Origin of the sequence: Streptomyces sp. ISL-94, assembly GCF_018614075.1 — a bacterium.
Taxonomy (GTDB): Bacteria; Actinomycetota; Actinomycetes; order Streptomycetales; family Streptomycetaceae; genus Streptomyces.
Genome location: NZ_JAGGOZ010000046.1, coordinates 25,561 through 50,636, shown reverse-complemented (window position 1 = coordinate 50,636; position 25,076 = coordinate 25,561). Strand labels below are relative to the sequence as shown.

The window sequence follows — 25,076 nt, the reverse complement described above, 5'->3', positions numbered from 1 at the left end:
GGAAAGCTCGAGTCCCCTGGTGCAGGCTGGGCGCACCCGCACAAACGATCAGGGGAGGTGCCTCTCATGTCGTCGCAGCGCGTGCACGCGAGCGAGCGGACAGCGTGGATCGCCGCCCCGGCCGGCGTGGTCTACGGACTGCTGGCCGACGCCGTGCGCTGGCCCCTCCTGCTGCCCGCGCCCGTCCACGTCGAGCGGATGGACTTCGACGGCGTACGGGAACGGCTGCGGCTGTGGGACGTGGCGGGCGAGCGGGTCCGGTCCTTCCACCTACGCCGGGTGCTGCACCCGCGGTCGAGGACCGTCGAGTTCGAGCAGGAGGACACCGCCCGCCCGGGCGCGCACACGACCGGCACCTGGGCGGTCGAGGCGCGCGGCGCCGCCGCATGCCTCGTGACGCTGCGCCAGGAGCGCACCCTGGAGGGGCTGCCCGCCGCCGGGACCGAGCGCAGCCGCCAGGAGTGGGAGGCGGAGCCGGCCGAGCGGCTCGCCCACCTCAAGGCGGTCGCCGAACGCTGGGAGCGCCTGGACGAACTGCTGCTGTCCTTCGAGGACAGCGTGCACGTCGACGGCCCCGCCGAGCTGGTCTACGACTTCCTCCACCGCATCGCGGACTGGCCGGAGCGGGTCCCGCACGTGGAGTCGGCGAGCGTGATCGAGGACGTGCCCGGCGTGCAGGTGGCCGCCGTGGACACCTGCGCCACCCCCGACGGCCGGACGATCGCCACCAAGGCGGTGCGCCTGTGCTTCCCTTCGGCCGCGCGGATCGTCTACAAGGAGCTGGTGACGCCCGAGCCGATCGCCGCGCACACCGGCGAATGGTCCCTGATCCCGGACGGAGACGGCGTACGGGTCGTCTGCGCCCAGCAGGTGATGCTGCGGGAGGAGGCGGGAACCGAGCTCGTCGAAGCCCGCCGGTACGTGCGGACGTGGCTGGGGCGGGCGAGTACCGAGACGCTGCGCCTGGCCAAGTGGCGCGCACAGACCACTGTGCGCCGGCTGCGATGAGTACGGGAAGGAGACCGTGGATATGGCACTGACCCGGCCGGCCGCGGAGGCCCTCGAAGCGCCCCTGTACGTCCCCGGCCCGGAAGGCCCCTGGGACGAGGTGGGCGACCGGCTCGACGACGCGGGCCGGGCTGTCGTCTGCACCACCTGGGGCCAGTGGCTGACCGCCGTGCTGCTCGACCCGGCGCTGCGCCCGCTGCTCGGGGAGGACTGGCCGCGCTTCCGGCAGACGCCGGCCGCGGCGGGGCGGATGCGGTTCGCCGTATCGCGCTTCGTCGTGAAGTACACCGCCGCCACCGCCCTGGACGTGCCCGTGGACACCCTGGACCTGGGCTACGGGCCGGGCGGGCGGCCCGTCCTGCGGGGACAGGGCTCCGGGGTGGAGGTCAGCCTGGCGCACACCGGCGAGCTGATCGTGGTCGGCGTCAGCCGCACCGGGCCGATCGGCGTGGACGCGGAGCCCGTCGACCGGGACATCTCCGTCGGGTTGCTGCGCGGGCACGTGTGCACGGCGCAGGAGGGCGCCGTGCTCGACGCGCTCCCCGAGGACGAACGCCGGGCGCGCCTGCTGTGGCTGTGGACCCTGAAGGAGGCCTACACCAAGGCGCTCGGGCACGGGGGGCGCCGGCGCTTCTCCACCTTCGGATTCGGCCTCGACGGCGGGGGCCGGGTGGTCCTGACCGAGGCGGCGGACGCGCAGGCCGCGGAGCCCGTGGCGGGGGAGTGGAGTTTCGCCACCCATCTCGTCCAGGACCGCTACGTGGTCAGCGAGGCGCACCGGCCGCGCCCCTGACGGGCCCCGCTCGCCCCGCTCAGGCCGCTCAGGCCGCTCAGGCCGCTCAGGCCGCTCGGGCCGCTCAGGCCGCGAAGAGGTCGAACGTCGAGGTGCGCCGGGGTCCGGCGAGCACGTCGAGCTGCGGGTCGACGGCCAGCATGGCCTGGTGCAGGCGTTGCAGCTGGGGTGACGGCTCCACGCCGAGGTCCTCGATGAGCCGGGCCCGCAGCCTGCGGTACACGTCGAGGGCCGTCGCCTGCCGGCCCGACCGGTACAGCGCGACCATGACCTGCGAGTGGAGTCCCTCGTGCTGGGGGTGGCGCGCGGTCAGCTCGGTGAGTTCGGCGATCAGTTCGGAGTGCCGGCCGAGCCTCAGGTCGGCGTCGATCCGCCGCTCCACCGTGACCAGGCGGCTTTCCTCCAGGCGCATCACCTCGATGTCGAGGATCGGCCCGACCCGTACGTCGACCAGCGCCGGGCCCCGCCACAGGTCCAGGGCGGCCCGCAGGCGGGCGGCGCAGACCTGGTCGTCGCCCGACTCGAAGGCGCTCTGGCCCTCGCGGGCGAGGCGCTCGTAGTCGTACACGTCGACGCTCCCCTCGGGGACCTGCAGCAGATAGCCGCCGTGCCGGGTGGCCAGCACGTCCTTGGCGCACCCCGGGGCGTCGGGGCCCATCGCGGTGCCCAGCCGTCGGCGCAACTGGAGGATGTACGTCTGGAGGGTGGTCAGCGCGCTCTGGGGCGGCTGCGTTCCCCAGATTTCCTCCATGAGTGTGGGAACGGGTATGACGCGTCCGGGATACAGCGAGAGAAGAGACAGGACCTGTCTCGGCTTTCCTGCGGTCGGAACAATGGATCCCCCGTTGACCTCGGCACTCAACGGACCCAGAACCTGAATCCTCACGGTCTCCCCTCCGCACTCGTCGAGTCACCCGGCATTTTTCTGCCACCGGCGGCGAAGGAACTGCCCCGGTGCCGCGCACGCTAGCCGGGGTAGACGTTTTCCATCCTTTTCCTTTAGTGGAATTCAAGCCACCTTCGGTTACGGCCAGTCGATCTGGCCGGTGGCCGGGCCGGCAGCCGGGCCGGTGGCCGAGGTCGGCGGGACGGGCCAGTCGATGGCGCCGCCGTCGGCCTGGGCGACGCCGCCCGCGGTGAGCACGGCGGCGCAGACGAGGGCGGCGGTGGCGAAGAGGCGGGCGATGTTCTTCATGGTGACTCCTCCGTGGCAACTGTTTGATTCTTCTTGGCAAGTCCTCTGCCAAGAAGCTTGGCAACGCCCCCTTGGAATTCGCTCGGCAATCGCTCGAGATGGACTGGAGGGGCTTACCGAAAGCGCTCTGACCTGTAGGGGAGTTGACGGGGAAAGAGTCGGACAGGGCGTTGCCAAGTGTTGCCAAAGGGCCGGGAACTAGAGTCTCGCCGGAGCGGGCATTGCCCGATATTGCCAAAGCTGCCAACTGATGGGCAATGTATTGCCAAGCCTGTTGGCAATGCTTGGTCATGCGGGTCGTGAACGTGCTGCGGCCCCGACAGCGGGGGGAGGCCCCTGAAATGAACGCGCCGACGTACCACGGGGAACGAACGGCCCACCTGAACACCGCGGGCACGGGCCGGATGCCGGACGGCGTACGCGCCGTGCTCGCCGAGTGCACGGCCCTCGACGACCGCTTCGGGCCGGCCGCGCTGGAGGAGAGCCTCGGCGGCGTCCTGCACACGGAGGTCCACGAACGCCTCGGCGGCCTGCTGGGCGTTCCCGCCGGCGACACGGTCCTCGCCGCCGGCGCGGCCGAGGCCTTCGAGGCCTTCGTCTGCGGCACCGGCCTCGGCCCGCGCGACCGGATCTGGACCACGCCCCACGAGGGCGTCGCCCACCTGACCGCCCTCCACGCCCTGCGCGACCGCACCCGGTGCAGGCTGGAGGTGGTGCCGCTGCGGGCGGACGGGGACCTGGACCTGGACTGGATGCGGGCCCACCTCGACGAGGACGTCGCCCTCGTCTCCGTCGTCCACGTCTCCTCGGCCTGCGGAACCGTCAACCCGGTCGAGGACATCGGCCGGCTCCTCGCCCCCCACCGGGCCCGCTACGCCGTCGACGCCTCCCACTCCGTCGGCCGGCTCCCCGTCGACGCCGCGCGCATCGGCTGCCACCTGCTCACCGCGGACGGCTGGCGGTTCCTGCGCGGTCCCGAGGGCGTCGGATTCGCGTACGCCGCCCCCGGCACGTGGGACGGTCTCCCGCAGGCGCCCGCTCCGGCCGCCGCCGCCGCGCTGAACACCGCCTTGGCCCACCACACCGCCGCCGCGTCCCTCCCGTACGAGGACCTGCTGCCCCGGCTGCGCGCCGTCGTCGAGCGGACGCCCGGGATGGAACTGCTCGCATCGGGACGGGAGCAGGCCGGCATCCTCGCCTTCCGGCACGGCGAGATCCCCGCCGCGGCCATCCGCCGGGGTCTGGCCCGGCGCGGGGTCGTCCTGTGGAAGACCGTCGCGCACGAGAACCCGCTGCACCCGGCCGGGCAGGACGGAGCCACCGCGCTCCGCGCGTCCGTCCACCACGACAACACCGCACAGGACATCGACCGCTTCGAGCAGGCGCTCGCGGAGGTCCTGCGGGAGGAGCGGCACGCCGCCGCCGTCCCCGCCGAAGGCGCGCTCGCCGCGGTCGCAGCCGCGAGAGCGGCCGATTTCGGCCGGCCGTCCCCATACCGCGCGCGGCCGGTCAGGCGGCGCGGCCACCTCACGCTGCACCGGGCGACCTGAGACCCCGCCATCTTCAGACCTGGAGGAGCCCATGACCATCAGCGACGCGCCACCCCTGCCGGCCCTCGACCCTGCCGCGGAGCTGGCCGCCATCAAGGCCCGCGCGGTGGCCGGCCCGGACGAACGGGCCACCGAACGGCAGCACGCCAAAGGTAAACTCACCGCCCGCGAGCGGATCGGACTGCTGCTCGACGAGGGGTCGTTCCACGAGATCGAGGCCCTGCGGCGGCACCGCGCCAGCGGCTTCGGGCTGGAGGCCAAGAAGCCCTACACCGACGGCGTCGTCACCGGCTGGGGCACCGTCCACGGCCGCACCGTCTTCGTGTTCGCGCACGACTTCCGCATCTTCGGCGGCGCCCTCGGCGAGGCGCACGCCGAGAAGATCCACAAGGTGATGGACCTGGCCCTGGCGGCCGGCGCGCCCCTGGTCTCGCTCAACGACGGCGCGGGCGCCCGTATCCAGGAGGGCGTCTCGGCGCTGGCCGGCTACGGAGGCATCTTCCAGCGCAACACCAAGGCCTCGGGCGTCATCCCCCAGATCAGCGTGATGCTCGGCCCGTGCGCGGGCGGCGCGGCGTACTCGCCCGCGCTCACGGACTTCGTGTTCATGGTGCGGGGCACCTCGCAGATGTTCATCACGGGCCCGGACGTGGTCCGCGCGGTGACCGGTGAGGAGATCACCCAGGACGGGCTGGGCGGCGCCGACGTGCACGCCGCGGTCTCCGGAGTGGCCGCCTTCGCCTACGAGGACGAGCCCGGCTGCCTGGAGGACGTACGGCACCTGCTCTCGCTGCTGCCCGCCAACAACCGCGAGACACCGCCGCGCGAGCACACCGACGACCCGGCCGGGCGGCGCACCGACGCGCTGTCCTGCCTCGTCCCCGCCAACCCGCAGCATGCGTACGACATCCGCAAGGTCATCGAGGAGGTCGTCGACGACGGCGACTACTTCGAGGTCCAGCCGGCCTGGGCGACCAACGTGGTGTGCGCGCTCGCCCGGATGGACGGGCACGTCACCGGCTTCGTCGCCAACCAGCCCGCCAGCCTCGCCGGGGTGCTCGACATCCACGCGAGCGAAAAGGCGGCCCGCTTCGTGCAGTTCTGCGACGCCTTCAACATCCCGCTCGTCACCCTGGTCGACGTACCCGGCTTCCTGCCCGGCGTGGACCAGGAGCACGGCGGCATCATCCGGCACGGCGCCAAACTGCTGTACGCCTACTGCAACGCCACCGTCCCGCGGATCTCGCTCGTGCTGCGCAAGGCGTACGGCGGCGCCTACATCGTCATGGACTCCCGCTCCATCGGCGCGGACCTCGCGCTGGCCTGGCCGACCAACGAGATCGCCGTCATGGGCGCCGAAGGCGCGGCGAACGTCATCTTCCGCCGCGAGATCGCCGCCGCCGAGGACCCCGAGGCGATGCGCGCACAGAAGATCAAGGAGTACACGACCGAGCTCATGCACCCCTACTACGCCGCCGAACGCGGGCTCGTCGACGACGTCATCGATCCGGGCGAGACCCGCTCGGTGCTCGTCGGGGCCCTGGCCATGCTCCGCCCCAAGTACGCCGACCTGCCGTCGCGCAAGCACGGCAACCCGCCGGTATGACGGCCGGGGAGGCGGCGGACGCGCCGCGGACGTGGCGGATCCTCGGCGGGGAGCCCGGCGAGGACGAGACGGCCGCCGTCCTGGCGGTCCTGACGGCCCTGCTGCTCAACAGGTCCGGGGCCCCCGCGCCGGAGCCGCCGCGCACGGCGGCCGCCGGGTGGGACCGCGCCCCGGCCGGCGGGTTCCGCCCCGCCGGCAGCTGGCGGCACCGCTGAGACCGCCGGGGGCCGCCTCCATCCCACTTCCGCCGCGCCACGAGTTCCCTGCGACACGCTCGACAGGCAGAGGCGAGCGACGGAGGGATGAGGATGACGGTGAAGGCGATGGACAAGGCACCCGAGCGGCCCGTGGCCCTGGTCACCGGGGCCACCAGCGGCATCGGACTGGCCGTCGCCCGGGACCTGGGCGCCCGCGGGCACCGGGTGTTCGTATGCGCCCGCACCGAGGCCAAGGTCAAGGAGACGGTCGCGGACCTCCAGGCCGAGGGGCTGAGCGTGGAGGGCGCGGCCGCCGACGTACGCGACCGGGCCGCCGTCGAGGGCCTGGTCGCCGCGGCCGTGGCGGCGTACGGCGCGCCCGTCAGCATCCTGGTCAACAACGCCGGCCGCAGCGGCGGCGGCGCCACCGCCGGCATCACCGACGAGCTGTGGCACGACGTCATCGACACCAACCTCAACAGCGTCTTCCTGCTGACCCGCGAGGTGCTCAACAGCGGCGGCCTCGGCGCCGAGCCCTGGGGCCGCATCATCAACATCGCCTCCACCGCGGGCAAGCAGGGAGTGCTGCTCGGCGCCCCCTACTCGGCCTCCAAGCATGCCGTCGTCGGCTTCACCAAGGCCCTCGGCAAGGAGCTCGCGCCGACCGGCACCACCGTCAACGCGGTCTGCCCCGGCTACGTGGAGACGCCCATGGCGGCGCGGGTGCGCAGCGGGTACGCGCAGGTGTGGGACACCACCGAGGACTACGTCCAGGAGCAGCTCGAAGCCAAGATCCCGCTCGGCCGCTACTCCACCCCCGAGGAGGTGGCCGGCCTGGTGGGCTACCTGACCACCGACCTGGCCGCGTCCATCACCGCCCAGGCGCTCAACGTGTGCGGCGGGCTGGGCCAGTTCTGATGCCGTCCGCCGTCCCGCGCGGGGACGGACCTGCGAGAGGGGCCCCGGACGGTCGACCGTCCGGGGCCCCTCTCGGCCGCGCGTGCCCGGCTCTTCACAGCACCGACGGCGACCCCGACACGTTCCAGGCGAGGGCCTGCGGGGCGATCCCGGCGGACCGCCACTCGGCCAGCACCGCGCCGTCCACCGGCTCGTCCGCAAGCAGGACGTGCCGCAGCGCCGGCAGGCCGGCCCGGGTCCCGCGCGCCGCCGCGTTCAGCCGCGCGAACGCGGACGGCAGCTGCGTCACCACCGTCACCTCCTGCTCGGCCAGCAGCCGGGCGAAGGCGCGCGCGTCGGACGCCGTGTCCCGGTCCACGACGACGGCGCGTCCGCCCGACAGCAGCGGACCCCACATCTCCCGCATGCCGAGGTCCAGGCTCAGGGAGTGGAAGTACGTCCACACGTCGTCCGGACCCGCCTCCAGCATCGGGACGCAGCCGTCCACCCACGACAGCACGTCCATGTGGGTCACCGGCCGCACGGCCAGCGCCCGTCCCGGGTCGCCGCCCGAAGGAAGCGCCAGGAAGGCCGTCGTCGACGGGATCTCGCGGCGCACCGCCGTCTCGGGCCGTGCCGCGATGACGAACCGGCCCGCCTTGGCCACCGGGATCTCGTCGCGCAGCAGTCCGCTGTCGGAGACGACCATCTCGGCGCCGGCGTCGCGCATCAGGAACTCCTGGAGCCCCGCGTTGTGTCCGGGCTCCAGCGGCAGCACCGCCGCTCCGGCGCGCAGCGCGCCGACCACGGCGCCGGCCGCCGTGCAGGAGCGCTCGGCGCGGACGGCGACGGCGGAGCCGGGGCCGGCCCGCCCCGACAGGCGCCGCGCGATGTCGTCGGCCAGCCACTCCAGTTCGAGGTAGGTCGCCTCTGCCTCCGCGTCCCGGGCGGCGACCCGGCCCGGATGGCGGGCGGCCGAGGCCGCGAAGCGGATGTCGACGCGGTCCCGGCGCGCGGGCCACTCGCCGGCCGGGTCGAGCCCGATCCGTCCGAGCAGACCTGCCAGGTCGGCGGACAACTGGTCGAGCTCCGGATGATCCGGAGTGGCGTTCATGCGGCCTCCCAGCGGCGGGTCGTTACTCCAGGGCCGATGGTGCCGGGGGAGACATGAGAACCGCTCAAGTCCTGCCGTAGAGGGCCGGTCGGGGGCGGATCGGGGGCGGATCGGGCGGCGGTCAGGCGGTGCTCAAGACCCGCTCGAAGGCCGGTCCACGAGGGGTCGAAGACCGCTCGGGACGCCCTGGCCCGCCCTGTGGGGGCATGCCTACGATTCTGGGGCTCATGCCGAAGCCACACACTCCTCGCCGCGTTCCGAGCGACCACTCGTAGACGCACGCATATGGAACTGAGCTTTGTGGCTATGGCCCGTCTCGCGAGACTGGACTTGACTGTACTCATGACTCAGAACGCGCAGAACACGCAGATCACCCTCGTCATCGGCGGCCACGGCAAGACCGGCCGGCGCGTCGCCGAGAGGCTCACCGCTCTCGGCCGCCAGGTCCGGATCGGCTCCCGCACCGGCGAGCCCGCCTTCGACTGGAACGAGCCCGCCACCTGGGCGCCGGCGCTGGAGGGCGTCGACCGGGTGTACGTGACCTACTACCCCGACCTCGCCTTCCCGGGCGCCGCCGAGCAGGTCGGCGAGTTCTCCAAGGTGGCCGTGGCCAACGGCGCGCGCCGCCTGGTGCTGCTGTCCGGCCGCGGTGAGGAGGCCGCGGAGGTCAGCGAGAACAACCTGAAGGCCTCCGGCGCCGATTGGACGATCGTCCGCTCCAGCTGGTTCAACCAGAACTTCTCCGAGAGCTTCTTCCTGGAGCCCGTACTGGCCGGCGAGATCGCCCTGCCGACCGGCGATGCCGTGGAGGCCTTCGTCGACGCCGACGACCTCGCCGATGTCGTGGTGGCCGCGCTGAGCGACGACAAGCACATCGGCAAGACCTACGAGCTGTCCGGCCCGCGCCTGCTCAGCTACAGCGACGTGGCCGTCGAACTGTCGAAGGCCACCGGGCGCGAGATCAAGTACATCTCCGTCACCAACGAGGAGTACCGCGCGGTGCTGCGCGAGAACAACCTCCCGGAGGAGTTCGCCGACCTGTTCACCATGATCCTCGACGGCCGCAACGCGCACCTGGTGCACGGTGTCGAGGAGGCCCTGGGCCGCAAGCCCAAGGACTTCGCGGACTTCGCCCGCGACGCCGCCGCCTCCGGAGTCTGGAACGTCTGACGGCGCGTCCGCCCCACCACCCCGCTCCATCCCTTTCGCTCCTTGACCGGGCGGCGACTCTGGTACGGCCGCCGCCCGGTACTCGGGGCACAGGAGGTTCCCATGCCCACGCCCCGGACGTTCTCCAGCGAACACGGACTGGACTCGCTCCCCCCGTACTTCCACGGATTCGCCCTGATGCACATCGCGATGCGACGCGACGCGGCCCGGCTGCGCGCCGCGGCCCCCGCGTGGAACGGCGGGGGAGCCGAGTGGTGGCAGCGGCTGCGCGAGGTCATCGAATGGCACCACACCAGCGAGGACGACGTCCTGTGGCCGGGACTGCGCCGCCGCGACGCCGGCTTCGACGCGCAGGCACGGGAACTGCACGAGGACCACGAGGAACTGGACGCCGCGATGGCCGCCGTGTCCACGGCGGTCGCCCGCCGCGGCGACGGCCTGGTCCAGGCCGCGCAGACCTTCGAAGGCGTGCTGCGCGACCATCTCCGCGACGAGGAGCGGATCGTCTTCCCCGTCTTCGACCGGCTCGGCGAGCGGGCCTATCTGGCCGAGGAGCGCAAGGTCGTCTCCAGCGCCCCGATGCGCGTGATGACGTACCTCCAGCCGTGGATGTTCGACGGCGCTTCGCGGCAGTCGGTCGCGCACGTCTCCGCCACCATCCCGCCGCCTGTCCGGCTGATCGGTGCGACGCTGTTGCAGAGGCGCTACGCACGCACGCTGAAGGGACTCCAGAATTGACATCCTCCCCGCCCTGAAGGGCGGGGATTGCTAGCTCACTTCGCCTGACACCTAACAGGTGGCAGGGCTTACAAGATCAGCACTAGCCGGGTTGAGACCAGCCCGGACCAGCATTACGCGTGCGGAGTTCTTGTCCCTGGGGGACACCGCTCCGCACGCGGTGCAGGCATACGTTCTCTCGGAGAGGGGGAGTGCGTGCTTGGTTCTCGCTCCGCACTGCGCGCAGTCCATCGTGGTGTGCGCGGGGTGTACCAGGTGCACGGTGCGCCCGTGCTTGCGGCCCATCTCGATCAGCGCGGCCTTCGTCGCACCGATCGCGGCGTCAGCGGCCTTACGGCCCATGGTCGACTTGGCCAGGAACTTCGGGCGGAAATCCTCGACGGCGAGGGCGTCATGGTCCCGCACGACCTTCTTGGCCCATTTGCGGCCGGTGTCCTGCCGCTGCCGGGCGATCTTCTTCGACACCTTCGCCGCATGGGCGCGGGCCTTGCGGTATCCGGCGGTGTCGGGCCGGTTCTTCGGGGTCTGGCGCCGCGCCATCATCCGCTGGTAGCCGGCCAGCTTCCGCGCCGCGGTCTTGCCGTGCTCGGGGTGGGGCAGATCGTGCGCATCGGATGTGGTGGTGGCGGTTTCCTTCACTCCCCAGTCGATACCGATCGCTCGCCCCGTTGCGGGCAGCGGTTCCGTCTTGGCGGTCACGACGAAGGAGGCGTACCAGTGGCCGATGCTGTCTCGGTACACCCGTACCGACGTGGGGTCGGACGGCAGGTCGCGCGACCACACAGGCTTCACAACGATCCCGCCGGCCAGGTGCAGGCGGCCTTCCTTGAGGGAGAAACCGCGCCGCGTGTAGTTGAGCGTGGGCAGCGCTTCCCGCTTCCGCTTGATACGGGGCATCCCGGCCCGCTGCCGCATCGGAAGCCTGGCCTTGATGTCCTTCAGCGCCTTGGCGCGGGACTTGGCGAAGTCCCGGATGACCTGCTGCTGCGGCACCGAAGCGCCCTCACGCAGCCACGCCATCGAACGGCGCGCCTCGGTCAGCAACTTGTCGAGCTGTGCCGGACCGCACGTGATCTTTTCGGTGGCGCCCTTGTTCAGCCCGTGGACCTTGCGGGACATCGCCACGCACTCGTTCCACACCCACCGGCACCGCGCCCACTCCGTATCAAGTGCGGCGAGCGCGGTGGACGACACGCGCAGTCGGTAGGTGTACCGGGCAGGCCCGGCTCCCTGCGCCGTCTGCATCGGGGTCGTCATGAGGTTCAACGTACCCACCACCACTGACAACGACAGAAAGTGCCGGTCACAGCAGATGTGCAGAGAACTCCGCCGCTTCGCGGCACCGCCCCGAGGACCCATTCCTCCCCGGCCTGAAGGCCGGAGCCTCCTGGGAGAAATCAGGTGACCGGCACGACGACGCAATCCGTGACACTCGTGGCCGCGACGGTGGGCACCGGCCTGATGGCCGGCCTCTACTTCGCCTTCGACATCTCGGTGATGCCGGGCCTGGGCCGCGGCGACGACCAGACGTACGTGACCGCCATGCGGAACATCAACGAGGCCATCGACAACGGCCTGTTCGGCCTGCTCTTCCTGGGCGCCTTCCTGGCGACCGGGGTGGCAGCCGCGCAGCAGCAGCGCAGCGGCCGACCGGACGCGGCGCGCTGGGGCTGGCTGGCCTTCGCGCTGTACGGGCTGTCGCTGGCCGTCACCGCCGTCGTGAACATCCCCCTCAACAACCAGCTCGCGCGCGCCGGCGCCGACGCCGCCGCGGCCCGCTCCCGCTTCGGCGGCCGCTGGGCCTCCGGCAACCTCGTCCGCACGGTGGCCTGTACGGCGGCCCTGGCCGCCCTGGGCCGCGCGCTGACGCTGCACGGCCGCGCGTCGGCGGTGTAGGCCGCGCCGAGCCCGCGCGGCACCGGTTCGACCCCGCGATCGGCGCCCGCTCTCTTTCCGTCCCCCGCGGGAGAGCGGGCGCTTCGCCGTGTTGTTTCCGCCGCGTTGTTCGAGAGGATGAAGGCATGGACACGCTGACCGGTCTGCTGGAGGGTCCCAAAGCCCGCGGGGCCTTCCTCCTCAAGTCCGTCTTCAACCCGCCCTGGTCGCTGCGCGTCGAGGACCGGGCCCCGCTCTCCGTCGTCACGATGGTGCACGGCGACGCCTGGCTGGTCCCCGACGAGGCCGCCCCCGTCCTGATCCGGCCGGGCGACGTGGCCGTCGTACGGGGCCCCGACCCGTACACGGTCGCGGACGCCCCCGGCACGCCCGTCCAGATCACCGTCGGCCCGGAGCAGCGGTGCAGTACGGAGGAGGGGGAGGACGTCACCGACACGATGGCGCTCGGCGTGCGCACCTGGGGCGACACCTTCCAGGACGCCGGCTCGGCGGTGATGCTCAGCGGCACCTACCAGGCGCCGAGCGAGATCGGCCGCCGGCTGCTGAGCGCGCTGCCGACCATCCTGGTGCGCCCGGCCGAGGCCGCCGACAACACCCTGGTCACCCTGCTGACGTCGGAGATCTCCAAGGACGAACCGGGCCAGGAGATCGTCCTGGACCGGCTCCTCGACCTGCTGCTGATCGGGGTCCTGCGCACCTGGCTGGCGGCGCCCGGCAGCGGCGCCCCCGCCTGGTACCGCGCGCAGAGCGACCCGGTGGTCGGCCCCGCCCTGCGGCTGCTCCACGAGAACCCGTCCCACGGCTGGACCGTCGAGGAGCTCGCCCTGAAGGTCGGCGTCTCGCGGGCCTCCCTGGCCCGCCGGTTCACCGAGGTCGTGGGCGAGCCCCCGGTGGCCTACCTGACCGGCTGGCGCCTCGCGCTCGCCGCCGACCTGCTGCGCGAACCGGACGCAACGGTCGCGACGGTGGCCCGGCGCGTGGGCTACAGCTCGGCCTTCGCCCTGTCGACGGCCTTCAAGCGGGTCCGGGGCATCAGCCCCCAGGAGTTCCGCACGGGCGCAGGCCCGGCGGCCGCCCCGCAGGCCGCACGGCCGCCGCGCACGGTGGTGCTGCCCGGGCCCTGACCCCGACCGCGCGGCCACCCCGGCCACGGTGCCACTGGTCCCATGGCCGCGCCGCCGACGTGCGGCTGCTGCATCAGCCGCTCTCCGGCGGTGCCTGAACGGGCGGTTCGGGTCTTGGCGGCTGGTCCTGTGCCAACTGCCGGAGCCCTGCACCGCCCGAGATGACCCAAGGACTGCCCGCGACGGCAGGGGGCGCTTGCGTACGGGCCTGAACACCGGCCGCCGGCGAAGCTGTTCTCTCGATGGGTGCGCAACCCCTTCCCTACCTTGACGACCCCAGCCATAGAAGGTGCGCCCACGCGAAGCCCGCAGGCCGCAATTCCGGGCGTTCGGGGCTCGCTCAGCCCACGTCCCAGCGTCCGCCGCCGGGCGGCGATGCTGCCGTTGGCTGGCGCCGGTGCTCTGGCGGGCGAGCGCTGCTGAACAGGCTCAGGGGTGTAGCGGCTTGACCAGGGTCTGGTAGACCGGTGCGCCGTCCCACGGCCGGGTGTGCCCTACGAGTTCGTACCCCTGCCGTTCGTACCAGGCGGCGGCCGGGGCTTCGGGGCGGACGGTGAGGGTGGCCCGCTCCGCGGTGAGCCCGTCCAGCAGTGCGGCGTGCAGTTTCGTGCCGATGCCCTGTCCGCGCCAGTTGGCCAGGACGGCGAGTTCCTTGACGACGAAGGTGCGTCGGCCGTCCTCGCGGGTGAACTCGGCTGTGGGGGTCGTATCGAGGAAGCCGTCCCACCATCCGGTGGTGGATGCGAGGGGGAGCCCGTACGCGAACCCGGTCAGCCTCCCGTCGCCGGTGCGGGCGAGGACGAGGCGGAAGCCAGGTGTCTTGTGCTCGCACTGGTAGGCATCCAGGAACAGCGCGAGGTCGCGAGGCCCCTCTAGATATGGGGGTTCGGCGAAGACGGACTCGTAGACGGGGGCGATGTCGTTGAGCGCCCCTCCGGCGTAGGCGGGGTCGGTGATCAGGGCGTAGTGCACGGTGTCCTCACTAGGTGGGGCGGATGCGGTCGAGTTCGCGGCGGGCAACGGCCAGTCCCTCCCGTGCTCGGCCGGAGGAGACCTCGGTGAGCAGGGCCTCGCCCTGCTGGATGTGGTGGGCTGCTTCCTCGGCCTCGCCGGAGCGGGCGAGGGCGCCGGCGAGGCGGCCGCGGTGCAGGGCTTCATTGCGGGCGTAGGTGACCTCTTGCCGTTCCAGAGAACGGCGCAGCCAGGTCACGGCGGCTTTGTGGTGGCCGACGGCGGTGAACAGTTCGGCCTGTGCTGAGGCGAGTTCGGCCGGGCCGTGGAAGAGCGTCCAGTCGGGGGCCGGGCGGCTGCCTCGGTCCTGCTCGTAGAGGCGGGCGGCGCTGGCGAGGGTGGTGCGCGCGGACGCGGAGTCGCCGAGCATGGCCAGCGCCCTCGCCTCGCGGGTGGCGAGGATCGACATGAGCGACGGCGGTGCCCACGGGGCTGCGAGCGCTGCGGCCCGTCGGGCGTGGTCGAGACCGTCGCGGGCCCGCTCCTCGCGCAGTTCCAGGAGGGAGAGGGAGGCGAGGACCAGGACGGCGAGGCTGTTGTCGCGCAGTTCGGTCGCGGTGTCCCGGGCCTGGGTCCAGTAGTGGCGGGCGCGGGCGTGGTCGCCCGCGTCGAAGGCCAGCCAGCCGACGTGTTCGGCGGTTTCCCCGCTGACCAGGCGCAGTTGCCGACCGATCGTCTCGGGGTACTGGCCGGTGTCGATGAGCCGCTGAACGCGGGAGAGGTGCGCGGCGGCGAGTGGGCCGACGGTCGCCCCGCCGAAGCGGTCGTCGAGCCCGTACAGGCCGCTGAGTCCGGCTCGCAGGTCGGTGACGGTGTCGGTGCCGACACGGGGACCTTCGTACGCGGCGGCTGGGACGGGCGCCCCCATCCCGGCGATGCCGAGGGCGGCGCCGCCCACGGCGGCGAGGAGGGTGCGGCGCTCCACGGGATCGGGCCGCCTTTCGCGTAGTTCGGGGATGGGGTCGAGCACCGGCACAGGGACGATCACGGGGTTGCGCCGGTGCGGCGGCACGCGGAACCCGCACTGTTCCAACGGGACGCCGAGCATCGCCTCTAAGACTCGCTGACGGCTGGGCTGTGGACAGGGCGGAGACGGCGCACGCCACCGTCTGACCTGCCGGTCCGTGACGTCCGCGCGCTCGCCGATCCGGGCGGCGACCGCCGCGTATACGCGGATGAACTCCGCGGGCGAGCGCCACCCGAACCCGTCGACGAGGTCGGCGAACGGTGTTGCTGGCTCCGGGCGTTCGGGCATCGATCCCCCTCGTGCGGAGCTGGTGTAACCCTTCCCTTGCACGGTAGAGCCATGACCCCCGGACTTTCAGGGGGACGGCGAGAGGAAAGTCCGGCTGAAAGTCCGGCCACCCCGGCGACCCGACCGGCCGTGACGAGTTGACTACCCACTGCACACCCCACAGCGGAGTGTGGCCCGGTCTGCCTCCGGACTGCACCTCGACCGCCACGAGCCGGAGGAGCGCCATGCATACCCGCAGCAACGAGCCCACGGCCAGCACACCCGAGATCCGCCTTCGCGCTCCCGGTGACACGCTCTCGGCCCGCACGCTCGCCCGAGCCGAGCACGGCCTCGCCGCGTTCATCGCCCGGTGGGACGACCCTGAAGAGATCATCCACGGCGGCGACGGCGACGGCGACGGCGAGGGGGACGCCGTCGCCGAGGGGGAGAGGTGAGTCCATGAGCCCGACCCACGCCCGCCGTGCGCCTTACAACGTCGGTGACCTGGTCACCGGCACCTCCTACGTTCAGCCCGAGGACCGTGCCCGGGAGAAGCCGGTGGAGATCACCGGCCACATCGTCCAGGTCGGCTCCGGATGGGACGGCATCGACGCGGATCGCGCGTACGTCTGGGTCCGCCTGTCATCCGGCCGCGAACACCAAGCGCTGATACGGGACATCCGCAACGTGACCTCTTGACCCGCCGCTGCCGGACACATCTGCGGCATCGCCATAGCCCAGCACAAGGAGACGACCTCGCCGACGTGTCCATACAAGCGATCGTTCGCGCATCCCAATGAGCGGCCGAGTCGTCGCGGGGAGCCGGGCGGCCAATCTCCTTGAGCCACAACAGCGGCTACCCCATGCCAGCCACACCCGACTCCCCTGGGTGTCCCGATCTTACGAATGACCCGAATCAACCCACGAAGAAAGGTATGGACCACCATGCCAGCACCCCCACTCCCGCACCGCCTACATCCCGCACCGGTGCCTGTCGAAAAGTTCGTCCGCCGTACCTATCTGGAGCGGGCTGCCCGCTACCGGATCGCGGCGGACCGCATGAGCACGGGCGGCCTGAACGACCGTCACAGCGTCGCCGACATCGGCGCCGGCCACACCGAGCTGGACGTGTGCCTGCGGACCGAACACGGTTGGCGTGGACGCTACGTGGCCGTGGACCGGTGGACCGGCGATGTGGACCTGGAACGGTGGAAGCCGCCGATGCGATTCGACTGGCTTGCCTGCCTGGAGGTCATCGAGCACCTTCAGGACCCGGACCGCCTGATGTCCGTGCTGATGGACAGCGCCGAACTGGGGGTGGTGATCACCACCCCGAACCCGGCCGTGGTCGACGTCCTGGCCATGGACCCGACCCACAAGACCCCGGTCAGCCGCGAGCACCTCGCACAGCTCGGCTTCTACACGAGCCTGCACAACTTCTACGGCACCGCCGAGGACGGCATCTGCGGCACCTGGTACCGGGAGGGCCTGGACGTCGTGGAGCGCCAGGTGACGCCTGTCCGGTACGAGGGGTGCGGACGGTGATCAAGGAGGGCCAGTACACGTTCATCGCGGGCCGGGGCGAGGTACGACCGTTTCTGGGGAAGTACGCAGCGAAACGCGCGGACATCTTCGAGGTGATCGAGCGCCGGTTCGCCGCGGCCGGGCTGGGCCAGATGCGGTACCGGCCGCTGCGTCTGGAGCTGGAGATCACCACGAAGTGCAATGACAGCTGCCCGTCGTGCGGGATGGGCGCGCTGCCGCTCGCTTCCGGGATCACGATGAGCCCGGAGCAGCGGGCCCGGCTGGTCGATGAGTTCGATGCGGTCGGCCTGCCGTCGGCCGCTGTGACCGGCGGGGAGCCGTTCGTGGCCGTCCACGCGCTGATGCCGCTGATCAAGGCTTTGACCGGGCGGGGCATCGACATCTCAAAGCTGACCACGAACGGCGTCTGGGGTGCCCGGCGCCGCTGTGAACGGACCTTCGACAAGCTGGAGAAGGCCGGACTGTTCGACAACCGGCTGTTCGTGCCGCTGATCATGCTGTCCGTCGGCGAGCAGACCATGCCCCTGGAGTGGGTCGCCCGGATCCTGCACCACGCGGTCGTCCACTACAGCGACCGTGAACTGAACGTCGCCGTGTCCTCGCTGGCACGCCCGGACAGCCGCGAGCACAAGGTGTACGAGCTGATGGAGGTGTACGAGAAGGCGTACGGGGACTTCCCGCACGACCGGGTGCACTCCACGATGCGCGTTTACCTGGACAACGAACGACTCCCCGAGCAGCAGAAGGTGCACCGGCCCGGCGAGACCACGGTGAAGCGGTGGATGGACCGCTGCTTCGACTGCTTCGCGCCGACGGTGGGCACCTACATCCTGCCGTCGGGCCTCGTGAAGCAGGACGGCCGTGTGTACGCGTGCGCCTCCTTCGACGTCCCCGAGTCGCTCGGCTTCGGGAACCTCTTCACCGACGGGATGCGCACGATCGTGGAGCGCGCGAACGACGACGCCTACCTACGGAGGATCGCGGACGGCGGCGGCCTCAAGGGCCTGCACGGCGCGGTCCCAGAGGAGTTCACCACTGAGACGACGTGCGGCGGGTTCTGTGCATCGTGCTCCCTGCTGAGCGACAAATATCGCGAGGCCAACGGCCTGCCTGCGGTCCTGCCGCTGCCGATCATCGGGCAGGACGCGCTGATGTCACGTCTGCGCCCAGGCGAGCCGGCCTACAACCACTGAGGAAGGAGCATCGTCAATGCTGAAGGTGACAACGACCGAGCAGGTTCTCCGTGCCGCGCTGGCACGGGTCGCAGGCAAGGGCGTCGATACGCTCCCCGAAGACGGACATCTGGAACAGGACCTCGGTATCGACAGCCTGGCCCTGGCCGAGTTGGTGACCGATCTCGAACAGCGCCTGACCATCGTCATCCCGGACGAGGAAACCGGCCGCCTCAAGACGGTCACGGACGTACGTACCCTCCTTGCCCGCCTCGTACCGAACGGAATGGACGCACTGTGAGCCTTCGCCACATCGACCCGAAGCAGCGCGGTTTCCTCATCGTCAACTCCCACCCGGACGGGGCCGCTGAGACCGTGCACCGGATGTGGGAACAGATCCCGCCCCGCACCGACGGCAGCAGCCCGGTGGTACTGCTCCTCGGACACAGCGCCGGGTACGGGCTGGCCACGCTGCTGACGGGGCTGCGCCGGCACGGCATTCGGGGCGTGGGCGTCGCCTTCGAGGGCGCGGAGACCGAACGTCGCACGGCCACGGCGGGCTGGTACCGCACCGCGGCCGCCGACGCCCTGGCCCGGGCCGCCGGCCGCGACTTCGTGTTCGTCAACACCGACGCGTTCTCCGAGGTGGGCAAGGAGGAGGTGCTGAACCTGCTGGAGGAGCGGTACGGCAAGGTTGACCACCTGATCTACAGCCTGGCGGCTCCGCGCCGCACCGACCCGGCGACCGGCACGGTCCACCACTCGGTGATCAAGCCCCTCGTCGGGCGGTACGAGGCCCCGGCGCTGGACTTCTCCGGTGACACCCCGAAGGTCGGACAGGTGACCTTGGAGGCGGCCAGCGACGAGGAGCGGCACGCGACGGAGCAGGTGATGGGCGGCGCGGACTGGCGGCTGTGGGTGGACGCTCTGGCCGAGCGCGGCCTGCTGGCCGACAGGTTCACGACCGTCGCACTCACCTACATCGGCTCGGAGCTGACGGCGCCGATCTACCGACAGGGCACCATCGGCGCGGCGAAGGAAGACCTGGAGCGGACCGCCGGGCACCTGGACGCCGAGCTGGGAGATGCAGGCCGGGCGTTCACCGCGGTCGCGGGGGCGGCCGTCACACAGGCGTCGAGCGCGATCCCCTCGATCGCCCTGTACACGGCGTTCCTCCGGACCGTCCTCGGAGACGGGTTCCGTACGACGGCCGAGCAGGCCGGGGAGCTGTGGGAGCAGCTGACGGGGGCAGCACCGTTGGTCCTCGACGAGCAGGGCCGCATCCGGCTGGACGGCTGGGAGCTGGACGACGAGGTCCAGGATCGGGTGCGCGAGCTGTGGGCGGACCCGGAGGCCGGACTGGAGCGCGCGCAGGGCGGAGCGGACTGGTTCATGGGACAGATCCGCGAGCTGTACGGGTGGGGTGTCGAGGGTGTCGACTACGCGCGGCCCGCGGAGACGACGGTGGCGTGGCCGGCGCCGAGGGCCTGAGCAGCGTCGCGAATTCTCACCCCTTCAACTCACCCCTCAAGAGGTTTGTTTCAGCAGTGGTACTCGTGCACGCACTCTACGAGGACGTGACCGCGGAGATCGTCGCGGGTGCGGGTGCGGGTGCGGGTGCGGGCCGGGGGACGGCGCGGGCCTCGCGGGCCACCGCGGTGAGGACGAGGCCGCGGGCGGTCAGCCAGCGGCCTTCGTACACCGGGTCCACGGGCGGCGGGACCGACGGGTGGAGGGTGGCCGTGAAGGTGCCGTCGGGGGACAGGGCGAGGGTGGCCTCGCGGAAGCCGAGCCAGATGCCGGTGGCCGGGTACCAGGCCTTGTACGCCGCCTCCTTGGCGGAGAAGAAGATGCGCTCCCAGGGCGGGCAGGGATCGGCGGCGGCGAGGCCGGCCAGGTGGGCGCGCTCCGCGGCGGAGGCGACCAGCGCGAGGACCCCCGCCGGGAGCGGGCCGGCCGGTTCCGCGTCGATGCCCAGGGCGGCCACCGCCGAGGCCGGGGCGGCCACCGCCGCGCGGTAGCCCTCGCAGTGGGTGATGCTGCCGACCACCCCAGAGGGCCACTGGGGGGCGCCGCCCGGGCCCGGCAGCAGGGCGACGGGCCGGCGGCCGAGCTCGGTCAGGCAGCGGCGGGCGCAGGCCCGGGCGGTCGCGAACTGGCGGCGCCGCCGCTCCCGGCGGCCCTCCATCAGGGCCGCCTCGGCGGGGAAGAGAGGAGCGGGCGCCGCGTCGTCGAAGGCTTCCGATGACGTGACGCCCGGGGGCAGGAGTTCCTCGATCATCGCGAGGCGAGCTCGGACACCGCCGAGACCGCCAGGAGCGGGCGCTCCAGCGGGAGCATGTGGCCCGCGTCCGGGACGCGTTCGAAGCGGGCGCCGGGCACGACCTCGGCGAGGGTCTGGGCCAGCGCGATGTCGATCACCTTGTCGGCCTCGCCGTGCAGGACCACCGCCGGGACCGTGACGGACTTCAGCGCCTCGCGCACGTCCCAGCCGCGGGTGCAGCGGAAGAACTCCGCCCGGACCCGGGGCACGGCCGCCGCGAACAGCTGCCGGTTCACGTCCCGGACGACGGGATCCACCCCCTTGCCCATGGTGGAGCCCAGCAGCTTGCGGCCCAGCCACGGGCGGCGCAGCGCCTTGGAGAAGACGGCGCTGCCCATCATCTTCACCTCGCTGTCCGGGGTGTCCTGGCCGTGCGCCGCCGTGCCCAGCAGCACCAGCCCGCGCAGCCGGCCCGCCGACGGCGAGGTGGCGGCGTACGAGAGGGCCGCGAACCCGCCGCCCGAGTGGCCGACGACCACCGCCTCGCGCGCGTCGGTCTCGCCGAGGACCGCCGCCAGGTCCGCGCTCAGCCGCTCCACCGAGACCGGCGTACGGCCCAGCGTGGAGGCGCCGTGGCCCCGCTGGTCGTACAGCACGACGCGGTGGCCGGCCCGGATCAGCCGGTCCGCGACGGTGCCCCAGACACGGCGGGTGTGCGCCCAGCCGTGCACCAGGACCACGTCGGCGGCCGCAGGCGTGCCCGCCAGCGGGGTGAGGACGGTGACCGCGAGGCCGGCGCCGTCGTCCGTACGGACCGTCAGCTCGTGGGTGGTCTGCGGGGCCGTCGTCACCGCGGCACCGCCGACAGCTGCCGGTCCAGGGACTCGAAGGCGGCCAGAGTGCCCTTGGAGTGCTCCGCGCCCAGGTCCGCGACCTTGGCCAGCAGCTTCAGCCAGCCGTGCGGGCTGCCGGTGAAGTGCATGGAGATCCGGGTGCGGCCGTCCGCCAGGGGTTCGAGCCGGAAGGTGCTGGGGCCCCGGAAGACCCCGTCCACGTACTCGACGTCCAGGCGGCGGCCCGGCTCCACCGCCACCGTGCGCGAGGTGAAGCGCAGCTTCAGCCCGCCCTTGTCGGCGCCCTTGGTGTGCACCGTCACGCCCACCAGGCCGCCGACCTCGTCGGGGACGCCGGAGACCGCCGTGAACGTGTTGGCCGGAACCCACCACTTCCTGGCACCGCGGAACTCCGCGACGAGCGCGTCCCAGACGGCGTCCGCCGGGGCGTCGATCACCGCCTCGTCGATCAGGTCGTACGTCGTCATGCCGAAGCCTCCAGTGATACGGGAAAAAGAGCGGCGGGGGCGGGGTCCCTCTCCCCGCCCCCGCCGGGACTCCACTCGACCGGTAGGGCTGCCGTCAGGCGAAGAAGCCCTGGCCGGGCGTGAAGAGGTTCTTGGGGTCGTACTTCGCCTTGGCGTTGAGGAAGCCCGACCAGCGGTTGCCGAAGTGGGCCTTCCAGTCGGCCCGGGTCATGTTCGGGACCGAGCCCACCAGGTAGCGCTTGGCACCCATGGACACCGCGAGGTCGTAGAGGCGGCGGTTCTGGTCCAGCATGCCCTGGATGCCCGGCTCACCCGGGTTGGGGAAGCGCAGCAGGTCGAAGAGGTAGCCGACCGACTCGCCCGGCTGCATCGCCAGCGGCCGCTTGATCTTCGAGGTGTAGTACGGGTAGAAGAGCAGGAATCCGCCGCCCAGCGAGTCGGCCGTCAGCTCCTGCTCGACCAGCTTCATGAAGGTCTTCGTCTTCGACGCCGGCAGGAACATGCTCAGCCACGGCTTGGGCGTGAACCAGTGGCCCGACTCCTTCAGGTACGCCTCGTACGCGTCGAGCCGGAACATGTACTCCCGGTACGACGTGTCCTCGATGACCGCCTCGGCCCGTACGTCCTTCAGGTCGGCCAGCAGCTTGGCGCGGTCCGGCGGGGTCGTGTCGTAGGTGGCGCCGGCCTCCATCTTGTAGCGCCAGCCCGACCCGTCCGGCTTCTGCAGCATCTCGCCCGCGTGGACCTGGAACCGGCCGTCGGCCAGCACCTTCTCGGAGTCCGCGAGGTACGTCTCCAGGTCGGCGTAGAAGAGGCTGAAGATGACCGACCGCTGCGGCGCCGGGATCAGCTTGACCTTGACCCGGACGATGATGCCGACCTGGCCGCCGCCCGACAGCGCGGCGTTGAAGAGCTCCGGGCGCAGCCACGGGGTGGCCGTGACCAGCTTGCCGTCGCCGGTGATGATGTCGATGGCCTGCACCGTGTCGCACAGCAGGCCGTACTTCTGCACGGTGCCGCCGATGCCGCCGATGCTGATGGTGCCGCCGACCGAGAGGTACAGGTAGTCCGGCAGCGCCGGCGGGGTCTTGCCCAGCGCCAGGGTGGCGTCGGTCAGCTGGCCCCACGTCACACCGGCCTCGACCACGGCGTAGTCGCTGCCGATGGAGAGGATCTTCGACATGCCCTTGGCGTCGATGGAGATGCCGCCCGGGACCCGGGCCTGGCCGTACACCGAGTGCGACTCGATGTCGGCGCCCGTGCCGCCCTGCCCGTTGACCGCGACCTTGATGCCGTTGACCCGCGCGTAGTCGACGATCTTGACGATGTCGTCGATCCCGCCCGGCCGCAGCACCGCCCACGGCTTGTTGGCCGCCGCGTCCCACAGGTGGCCGAAGTCCTTGCCGAAGGAGTCGACCACGGCCGGCGTCGTCTCCAGCGTGCCGGCCAGTCCCGGCACCGGGACGACGTCCGCGTTCCCCGCGGCCTGGGCGGCCGTGGCCCAGGTCTGGTCGACCGCGTTCCAGCCGACGACGGCGATGGCGGTCGCGGCGATCGAGCCGAGGACCTTGCGGCGCGACGGCTGCGCTGCGGCGTCCGAGGAGGTGCCGGCGGTGGTTCTTGGGGTAGTGCTCATCTGGGTACGTCTCCCGATTCCCATGGCGTGGCGTACTACTGCTGAGGTACCGGCTTGCCGGTGCGCACCTGCGAGGCGAGCTGGTACTCGCTCAGGTCGAAGCGCTTGGTCTGGCCGCGGAAGCGCCAGGTGTAGGTGGGCCAGATCGACGGGTTGCGGCCGTTGGCGTCCAGATACCAGCTCTGGCAGTTGCCCGCGTTCCACACGCTGCCGTCGAGCTTGGCGTCGAGCGCCTTGTTGTAGGCGTCCTGCGCCTCCTGGCGGACCTCGACGCTGGCCAGGCCCCGCTTCTCGATCTGTTTCAGCGCGTCGAGTACGTACGCGATCTGCGCCTCGATCATCACGACCTGGGAGGAGTGCCCCAGCGTCGTGTTCGGGCCGAGCAGCATGAAGAGGTTGGGGAAGCCGGCGATGGTGGTGCCGCGGTGGGCGGACATGCCGTCCTTCCACGCCTCGCGCAGCTGCACGCCGCCCCGGCCCCAGATCCGCTTCGCGACCGGGCGGTCGGTGGCCTGGAAGCCGGTGCCCAGGATGATGGTGTCGACCTCGCGCTCGACCCCGTCCTTGCCGACGATCGACTTGGCGCGGACCTCGGCGATCCCGTCGGTGACCAGGTCCACGTTGGGCTGCTGGATCGCCGGGTACCAGGTGTTGGAGAAGAGCAGCCGCTTGCAGGCCATCACGTAGTCGGGCGTGAGCTTGGCGCGCAGCGCCTCGTCCGGTACCGACTTCTTCAGGTGGTCGCTCGCCATCTTCTGCATCTTCCCGGCGACCTTCGGGCGGGCCATCACGAAGGCCAGGATCTCCCGGCCCCACATGTTGAAGTTCCGCCGGAAGTTCTGGTAGCCGGGCACCGAGCGCAGCAGCTTGGCCTGGAGCGGGCTGGTCGGCTTGTCGTTCTTCGGGCCGATCCACGGGGGCGTGCGCTGGTAGAGGTCCAGCTGCCCGACCTCGGGCTGGATCTGCGGGACGAACTGGATGGCCGAGGCGCCCGTACCGATGACGGCGACGCGGCGGCCGGCCAGGTCGTGCTCGTGGTCCCAGTCCGAGGAGTGGAAGACCTTGCCCTCGAAGTCCGCCAGGCCCTTGATGTCCGGTACGGCCGCCTCGCTGAGGTAGCCGGTGCCGGTGACCAGGAGCTGCGCGGTGTAGTCGCCCTGCGAGGTCTCGATCTTCCAGTGCCGCTCGCCGTCGTCCCAGCGGGCGGCGACCAGCTCGTGCCCGAACCGGATGTGCGGGCGCACCCCGAAGCGGTCCGCCGTGTCGCGCAGGTACGCGTACAGCTCGTCGCGCTTGCCGAAGGTGGACTTCCAGTTCGGGTTCTGGGCGAAGGAGAACGAGTAGAGGTGGGACATGACGTCGCACGCACAACCCGGATAGCTGTTGTCGCGCCAGGTGCCGCCGACCTCGTCGGCCCGCTCGAACACCAGGAAGTCGTCGATGCCCGACTGCAGCAGTCGGATGGCGGTGCCCAGGCCCGAGAAGCCGGTGCCGATGACCGCGACCCGCAGGTGCCGGGTCGGGCCGCGGCCGCCGGGACGCGCCTCGGTGCCCGTACGGGCCCCGCCGTCCTTGGCCGGTTCGAGAATGCTCGTCACGTCGGCCT

Annotated in this window: 27 protein-coding genes; 16 read left to right on the top strand and 11 right to left on the bottom strand. The window is 71.7% G+C overall.

Features of this window, described 5'->3' with window-relative positions; all coding sequences use genetic code 11:
- The first annotated feature begins 66 nt into the window (after positions 1-66).
- Both J7E94_RS16980 and J7E94_RS16975 read left to right on the top strand, forming a co-directional pair.
- Entirely contained in the window at positions 67-1,008 is a 942-nt protein-coding gene (locus J7E94_RS16980) for an SRPBCC family protein (RefSeq protein ID WP_215016280.1), read from the top strand.
- Between the two features lie 22 nt (positions 1,009-1,030).
- Positions 1,031-1,801 carry a 4'-phosphopantetheinyl transferase superfamily protein gene (locus J7E94_RS16975; RefSeq protein WP_215016278.1) on the top strand — a complete coding sequence of 257 codons (771 nt, stop codon included), beginning with the start codon at positions 1,031-1,033 and terminating at the stop codon, positions 1,799-1,801.
- 64 nt (positions 1,802-1,865) lie between these two features.
- On the opposite strand, the gene J7E94_RS16970 is transcribed toward J7E94_RS16975, so the two are convergent.
- A complete protein-coding gene (locus J7E94_RS16970; protein WP_215016277.1) occupies positions 1,866-2,687 on the bottom strand; it encodes an AfsR/SARP family transcriptional regulator in 822 nt (273 codons plus the stop codon).
- Positions 2,688-2,825: 138 nt separating this feature from the next.
- Positions 2,826-2,996, bottom strand: coding sequence for a hypothetical protein (locus tag J7E94_RS16965; protein WP_215016276.1), 171 nt, complete (start codon positions 2,994-2,996; stop codon positions 2,826-2,828).
- Positions 2,997-3,337: 341 nt separating this feature from the next.
- Here J7E94_RS16965 and J7E94_RS16960 point away from each other — a divergent pair, with 341 nt between their 5' ends.
- From J7E94_RS16960 to J7E94_RS16945, 4 genes are all read left to right on the top strand, one after another.
- Positions 3,338-4,546 carry an aminotransferase class V-fold PLP-dependent enzyme gene (locus J7E94_RS16960; RefSeq protein ID WP_215016275.1) on the top strand — a complete coding sequence of 403 codons (1,209 nt, stop codon included), beginning with the start codon at positions 3,338-3,340 and terminating at the stop codon, positions 4,544-4,546.
- A 31-nt stretch (positions 4,547-4,577) separates the two neighbouring features.
- Positions 4,578-6,152, top strand: coding sequence for an acyl-CoA carboxylase subunit beta (locus tag J7E94_RS16955; RefSeq protein ID WP_215016274.1), 1,575 nt, complete (start codon positions 4,578-4,580; stop codon positions 6,150-6,152).
- The gene (locus J7E94_RS16950) at positions 6,149-6,367 is read left to right on the top strand and encodes an acyl-CoA carboxylase subunit epsilon (RefSeq protein WP_215016273.1); all 219 of its coding nucleotides are present in this window, start codon (positions 6,149-6,151) and stop codon (positions 6,365-6,367) included. Before J7E94_RS16955 ends, J7E94_RS16950 begins: the two co-directional genes overlap by 4 nt.
- Positions 6,368-6,460: 93 nt before the next feature.
- Positions 6,461-7,267: an SDR family NAD(P)-dependent oxidoreductase gene (locus tag J7E94_RS16945; protein WP_251056774.1), complete on the top strand. Its 807-nt coding sequence runs from the start codon at positions 6,461-6,463 to the stop codon at positions 7,265-7,267.
- A 94-nt stretch (positions 7,268-7,361) separates the two neighbouring features.
- On the opposite strand, the gene J7E94_RS16940 is transcribed toward J7E94_RS16945, so the two are convergent.
- Positions 7,362-8,360 carry an AMP-binding protein gene (locus J7E94_RS16940; protein WP_215016271.1) on the bottom strand — a complete coding sequence of 333 codons (999 nt, stop codon included), beginning with the start codon at positions 8,358-8,360 and terminating at the stop codon, positions 7,362-7,364.
- 342 nt (positions 8,361-8,702) lie between these two features.
- Here J7E94_RS16940 and J7E94_RS16935 point away from each other — a divergent pair, with 342 nt between their 5' ends.
- The gene (locus J7E94_RS16935; protein ID WP_215016270.1) at positions 8,703-9,530 is read left to right on the top strand and encodes an NAD(P)H-binding protein; all 828 of its coding nucleotides are present in this window, start codon (positions 8,703-8,705) and stop codon (positions 9,528-9,530) included.
- Positions 9,531-9,632: 102 nt separating this feature from the next.
- Complete coding sequence (locus J7E94_RS16930; RefSeq protein WP_215016269.1) at positions 9,633-10,268, top strand: hemerythrin domain-containing protein; 636 nt, start codon at positions 9,633-9,635, stop codon at positions 10,266-10,268.
- 51 nt (positions 10,269-10,319) lie between these two features.
- Here the strand turns inward: J7E94_RS16930 and J7E94_RS16925 are convergent, their stop codons facing one another.
- Positions 10,320-11,525, bottom strand: a complete 1,206-nt coding sequence (locus J7E94_RS16925) for an RNA-guided endonuclease TnpB family protein (RefSeq protein WP_215016268.1) — start codon at positions 11,523-11,525, stop codon at positions 10,320-10,322.
- Between the two features lie 144 nt (positions 11,526-11,669).
- On the opposite strand from J7E94_RS16925, the gene J7E94_RS16920 reads away from it, so the two are divergent.
- Complete coding sequence (locus J7E94_RS16920; RefSeq protein WP_308345173.1) at positions 11,670-12,164, top strand: anthrone oxygenase family protein; 495 nt, start codon at positions 11,670-11,672, stop codon at positions 12,162-12,164.
- 125 nt (positions 12,165-12,289) lie between these two features.
- The gene (locus J7E94_RS16915; RefSeq protein WP_215016267.1) at positions 12,290-13,288 is read left to right on the top strand and encodes an AraC family transcriptional regulator; all 999 of its coding nucleotides are present in this window, start codon (positions 12,290-12,292) and stop codon (positions 13,286-13,288) included.
- 429 nt (positions 13,289-13,717) lie between these two features.
- Here J7E94_RS16915 and J7E94_RS16910 read toward each other — a convergent pair whose 3' ends face one another.
- Both J7E94_RS16910 and J7E94_RS34620 read right to left on the bottom strand, forming a co-directional pair.
- Positions 13,718-14,260: a GNAT family N-acetyltransferase gene (locus tag J7E94_RS16910; RefSeq protein ID WP_308345172.1), complete on the bottom strand. Its 543-nt coding sequence runs from the start codon at positions 14,258-14,260 to the stop codon at positions 13,718-13,720.
- A gap of 10 nt (positions 14,261-14,270) precedes the next feature.
- Positions 14,271-15,287, bottom strand: coding sequence for a hypothetical protein (locus J7E94_RS34620; protein ID WP_251056773.1), 1,017 nt, complete (start codon positions 15,285-15,287; stop codon positions 14,271-14,273).
- 491 nt (positions 15,288-15,778) lie between these two features.
- Between J7E94_RS34620 and J7E94_RS16905 the strand changes: the two genes are divergently transcribed.
- From J7E94_RS16905 to J7E94_RS16880, 6 genes are all read left to right on the top strand, one after another.
- Positions 15,779-15,988, top strand: a complete 210-nt coding sequence (locus J7E94_RS16905; RefSeq protein ID WP_215016265.1) for a hypothetical protein — start codon at positions 15,779-15,781, stop codon at positions 15,986-15,988.
- Positions 15,989-15,992: 4 nt separating this feature from the next.
- Positions 15,993-16,232 (top strand): hypothetical protein, encoded by a 240-nt coding sequence (locus tag J7E94_RS16900; RefSeq protein ID WP_215016264.1) that lies wholly within the window; start codon positions 15,993-15,995, stop codon positions 16,230-16,232.
- Between the two features lie 288 nt (positions 16,233-16,520).
- Complete coding sequence (locus J7E94_RS16895; RefSeq protein ID WP_215016262.1) at positions 16,521-17,078, top strand: hypothetical protein; 558 nt, start codon at positions 16,521-16,523, stop codon at positions 17,076-17,078.
- On the top strand, positions 17,066-18,271 hold the full coding sequence (locus tag J7E94_RS16890) for a 4Fe-4S cluster-binding domain-containing protein (protein WP_215016261.1): 1,206 nt from the start codon (positions 17,066-17,068) through the stop codon (positions 18,269-18,271). The genes J7E94_RS16895 and J7E94_RS16890 overlap by 13 nt, the downstream gene beginning before the upstream one ends.
- A 16-nt stretch (positions 18,272-18,287) precedes the next feature.
- Positions 18,288-18,551 (top strand): acyl carrier protein, encoded by a 264-nt coding sequence (locus J7E94_RS16885; RefSeq protein ID WP_215016260.1) that lies wholly within the window; start codon positions 18,288-18,290, stop codon positions 18,549-18,551.
- On the top strand, positions 18,548-19,741 hold the full coding sequence (locus tag J7E94_RS16880) for an enoyl-[acyl-carrier-protein] reductase FabV (protein ID WP_215016259.1): 1,194 nt from the start codon (positions 18,548-18,550) through the stop codon (positions 19,739-19,741). Before J7E94_RS16885 ends, J7E94_RS16880 begins: the two co-directional genes overlap by 4 nt.
- Positions 19,742-19,817: 76 nt before the next feature.
- Here J7E94_RS16880 and J7E94_RS16875 read toward each other — a convergent pair whose 3' ends face one another.
- The 5 genes from J7E94_RS16875 to J7E94_RS16855 all read right to left on the bottom strand — a co-directional run bounded on the left by J7E94_RS16875 (position 19,818) and on the right by J7E94_RS16855 (position 25,068).
- A complete protein-coding gene (locus J7E94_RS16875) occupies positions 19,818-20,531 on the bottom strand; it encodes a 4'-phosphopantetheinyl transferase (protein WP_215016258.1) in 714 nt (237 codons plus the stop codon).
- Entirely contained in the window at positions 20,528-21,364 is an 837-nt protein-coding gene (locus J7E94_RS16870; protein WP_308345169.1) for an alpha/beta hydrolase, read from the bottom strand. Before J7E94_RS16870 ends, J7E94_RS16875 begins: the two co-directional genes overlap by 4 nt.
- The gene (locus J7E94_RS16865) at positions 21,361-21,834 is read right to left on the bottom strand and encodes an SRPBCC family protein (RefSeq protein ID WP_251056772.1); all 474 of its coding nucleotides are present in this window, start codon (positions 21,832-21,834) and stop codon (positions 21,361-21,363) included. The genes J7E94_RS16870 and J7E94_RS16865 overlap by 4 nt, the downstream gene beginning before the upstream one ends.
- A gap of 94 nt (positions 21,835-21,928) precedes the next feature.
- Positions 21,929-23,470, bottom strand: coding sequence for an FAD-binding protein (locus J7E94_RS16860; protein ID WP_215016256.1), 1,542 nt, complete (start codon positions 23,468-23,470; stop codon positions 21,929-21,931).
- Between the two features lie 35 nt (positions 23,471-23,505).
- Positions 23,506-25,068 carry an NAD(P)/FAD-dependent oxidoreductase gene (locus J7E94_RS16855; RefSeq protein ID WP_215016255.1) on the bottom strand — a complete coding sequence of 521 codons (1,563 nt, stop codon included), beginning with the start codon at positions 25,066-25,068 and terminating at the stop codon, positions 23,506-23,508.
- Between the last annotated feature and the right edge of the window lie 8 nt (positions 25,069-25,076).

Coding starts and splice junctions, on each gene's coding strand:
- J7E94_RS16980 (WP_215016280.1), top strand. CDS start 67: ATGTCGTCGCAGCGCGTGCACGCGAGCGAGCGGACAGCGTGGATCGCC.
- J7E94_RS16975 (WP_215016278.1), top strand. CDS start 1,031: ATGGCACTGACCCGGCCGGCCGCGGAGGCCCTCGAAGCGCCCCTGTAC.
- J7E94_RS16965 (WP_215016276.1), bottom strand. CDS start 2,996: ATGAAGAACATCGCCCGCCTCTTCGCCACCGCCGCCCTCGTCTGCGCC.
- J7E94_RS16960 (WP_215016275.1), top strand. CDS start 3,338: ATGAACGCGCCGACGTACCACGGGGAACGAACGGCCCACCTGAACACC.
- J7E94_RS16955 (WP_215016274.1), top strand. CDS start 4,578: ATGACCATCAGCGACGCGCCACCCCTGCCGGCCCTCGACCCTGCCGCG.
- J7E94_RS16950 (WP_215016273.1), top strand. CDS start 6,149: ATGACGGCCGGGGAGGCGGCGGACGCGCCGCGGACGTGGCGGATCCTC.
- J7E94_RS16945 (WP_251056774.1), top strand. CDS start 6,461: ATGACGGTGAAGGCGATGGACAAGGCACCCGAGCGGCCCGTGGCCCTG.
- J7E94_RS16940 (WP_215016271.1), bottom strand. CDS start 8,360: ATGAACGCCACTCCGGATCATCCGGAGCTCGACCAGTTGTCCGCCGAC.
- J7E94_RS16935 (WP_215016270.1), top strand. CDS start 8,703: ATGACTCAGAACGCGCAGAACACGCAGATCACCCTCGTCATCGGCGGC.
- J7E94_RS16930 (WP_215016269.1), top strand. CDS start 9,633: ATGCCCACGCCCCGGACGTTCTCCAGCGAACACGGACTGGACTCGCTC.
- J7E94_RS16925 (WP_215016268.1), bottom strand. CDS start 11,525: ATGACGACCCCGATGCAGACGGCGCAGGGAGCCGGGCCTGCCCGGTAC.
- J7E94_RS16915 (WP_215016267.1), top strand. CDS start 12,290: ATGGACACGCTGACCGGTCTGCTGGAGGGTCCCAAAGCCCGCGGGGCC.
- J7E94_RS16905 (WP_215016265.1), top strand. CDS start 15,779: ATGCATACCCGCAGCAACGAGCCCACGGCCAGCACACCCGAGATCCGC.
- J7E94_RS16900 (WP_215016264.1), top strand. CDS start 15,993: ATGAGCCCGACCCACGCCCGCCGTGCGCCTTACAACGTCGGTGACCTG.
- J7E94_RS16885 (WP_215016260.1), top strand. CDS start 18,288: ATGCTGAAGGTGACAACGACCGAGCAGGTTCTCCGTGCCGCGCTGGCA.
- J7E94_RS16875 (WP_215016258.1), bottom strand. CDS start 20,531: ATGATCGAGGAACTCCTGCCCCCGGGCGTCACGTCATCGGAAGCCTTC.
- J7E94_RS16865 (WP_251056772.1), bottom strand. CDS start 21,834: ATGACGACGTACGACCTGATCGACGAGGCGGTGATCGACGCCCCGGCG.
- J7E94_RS16860 (WP_215016256.1), bottom strand. CDS start 23,470: ATGAGCACTACCCCAAGAACCACCGCCGGCACCTCCTCGGACGCCGCA.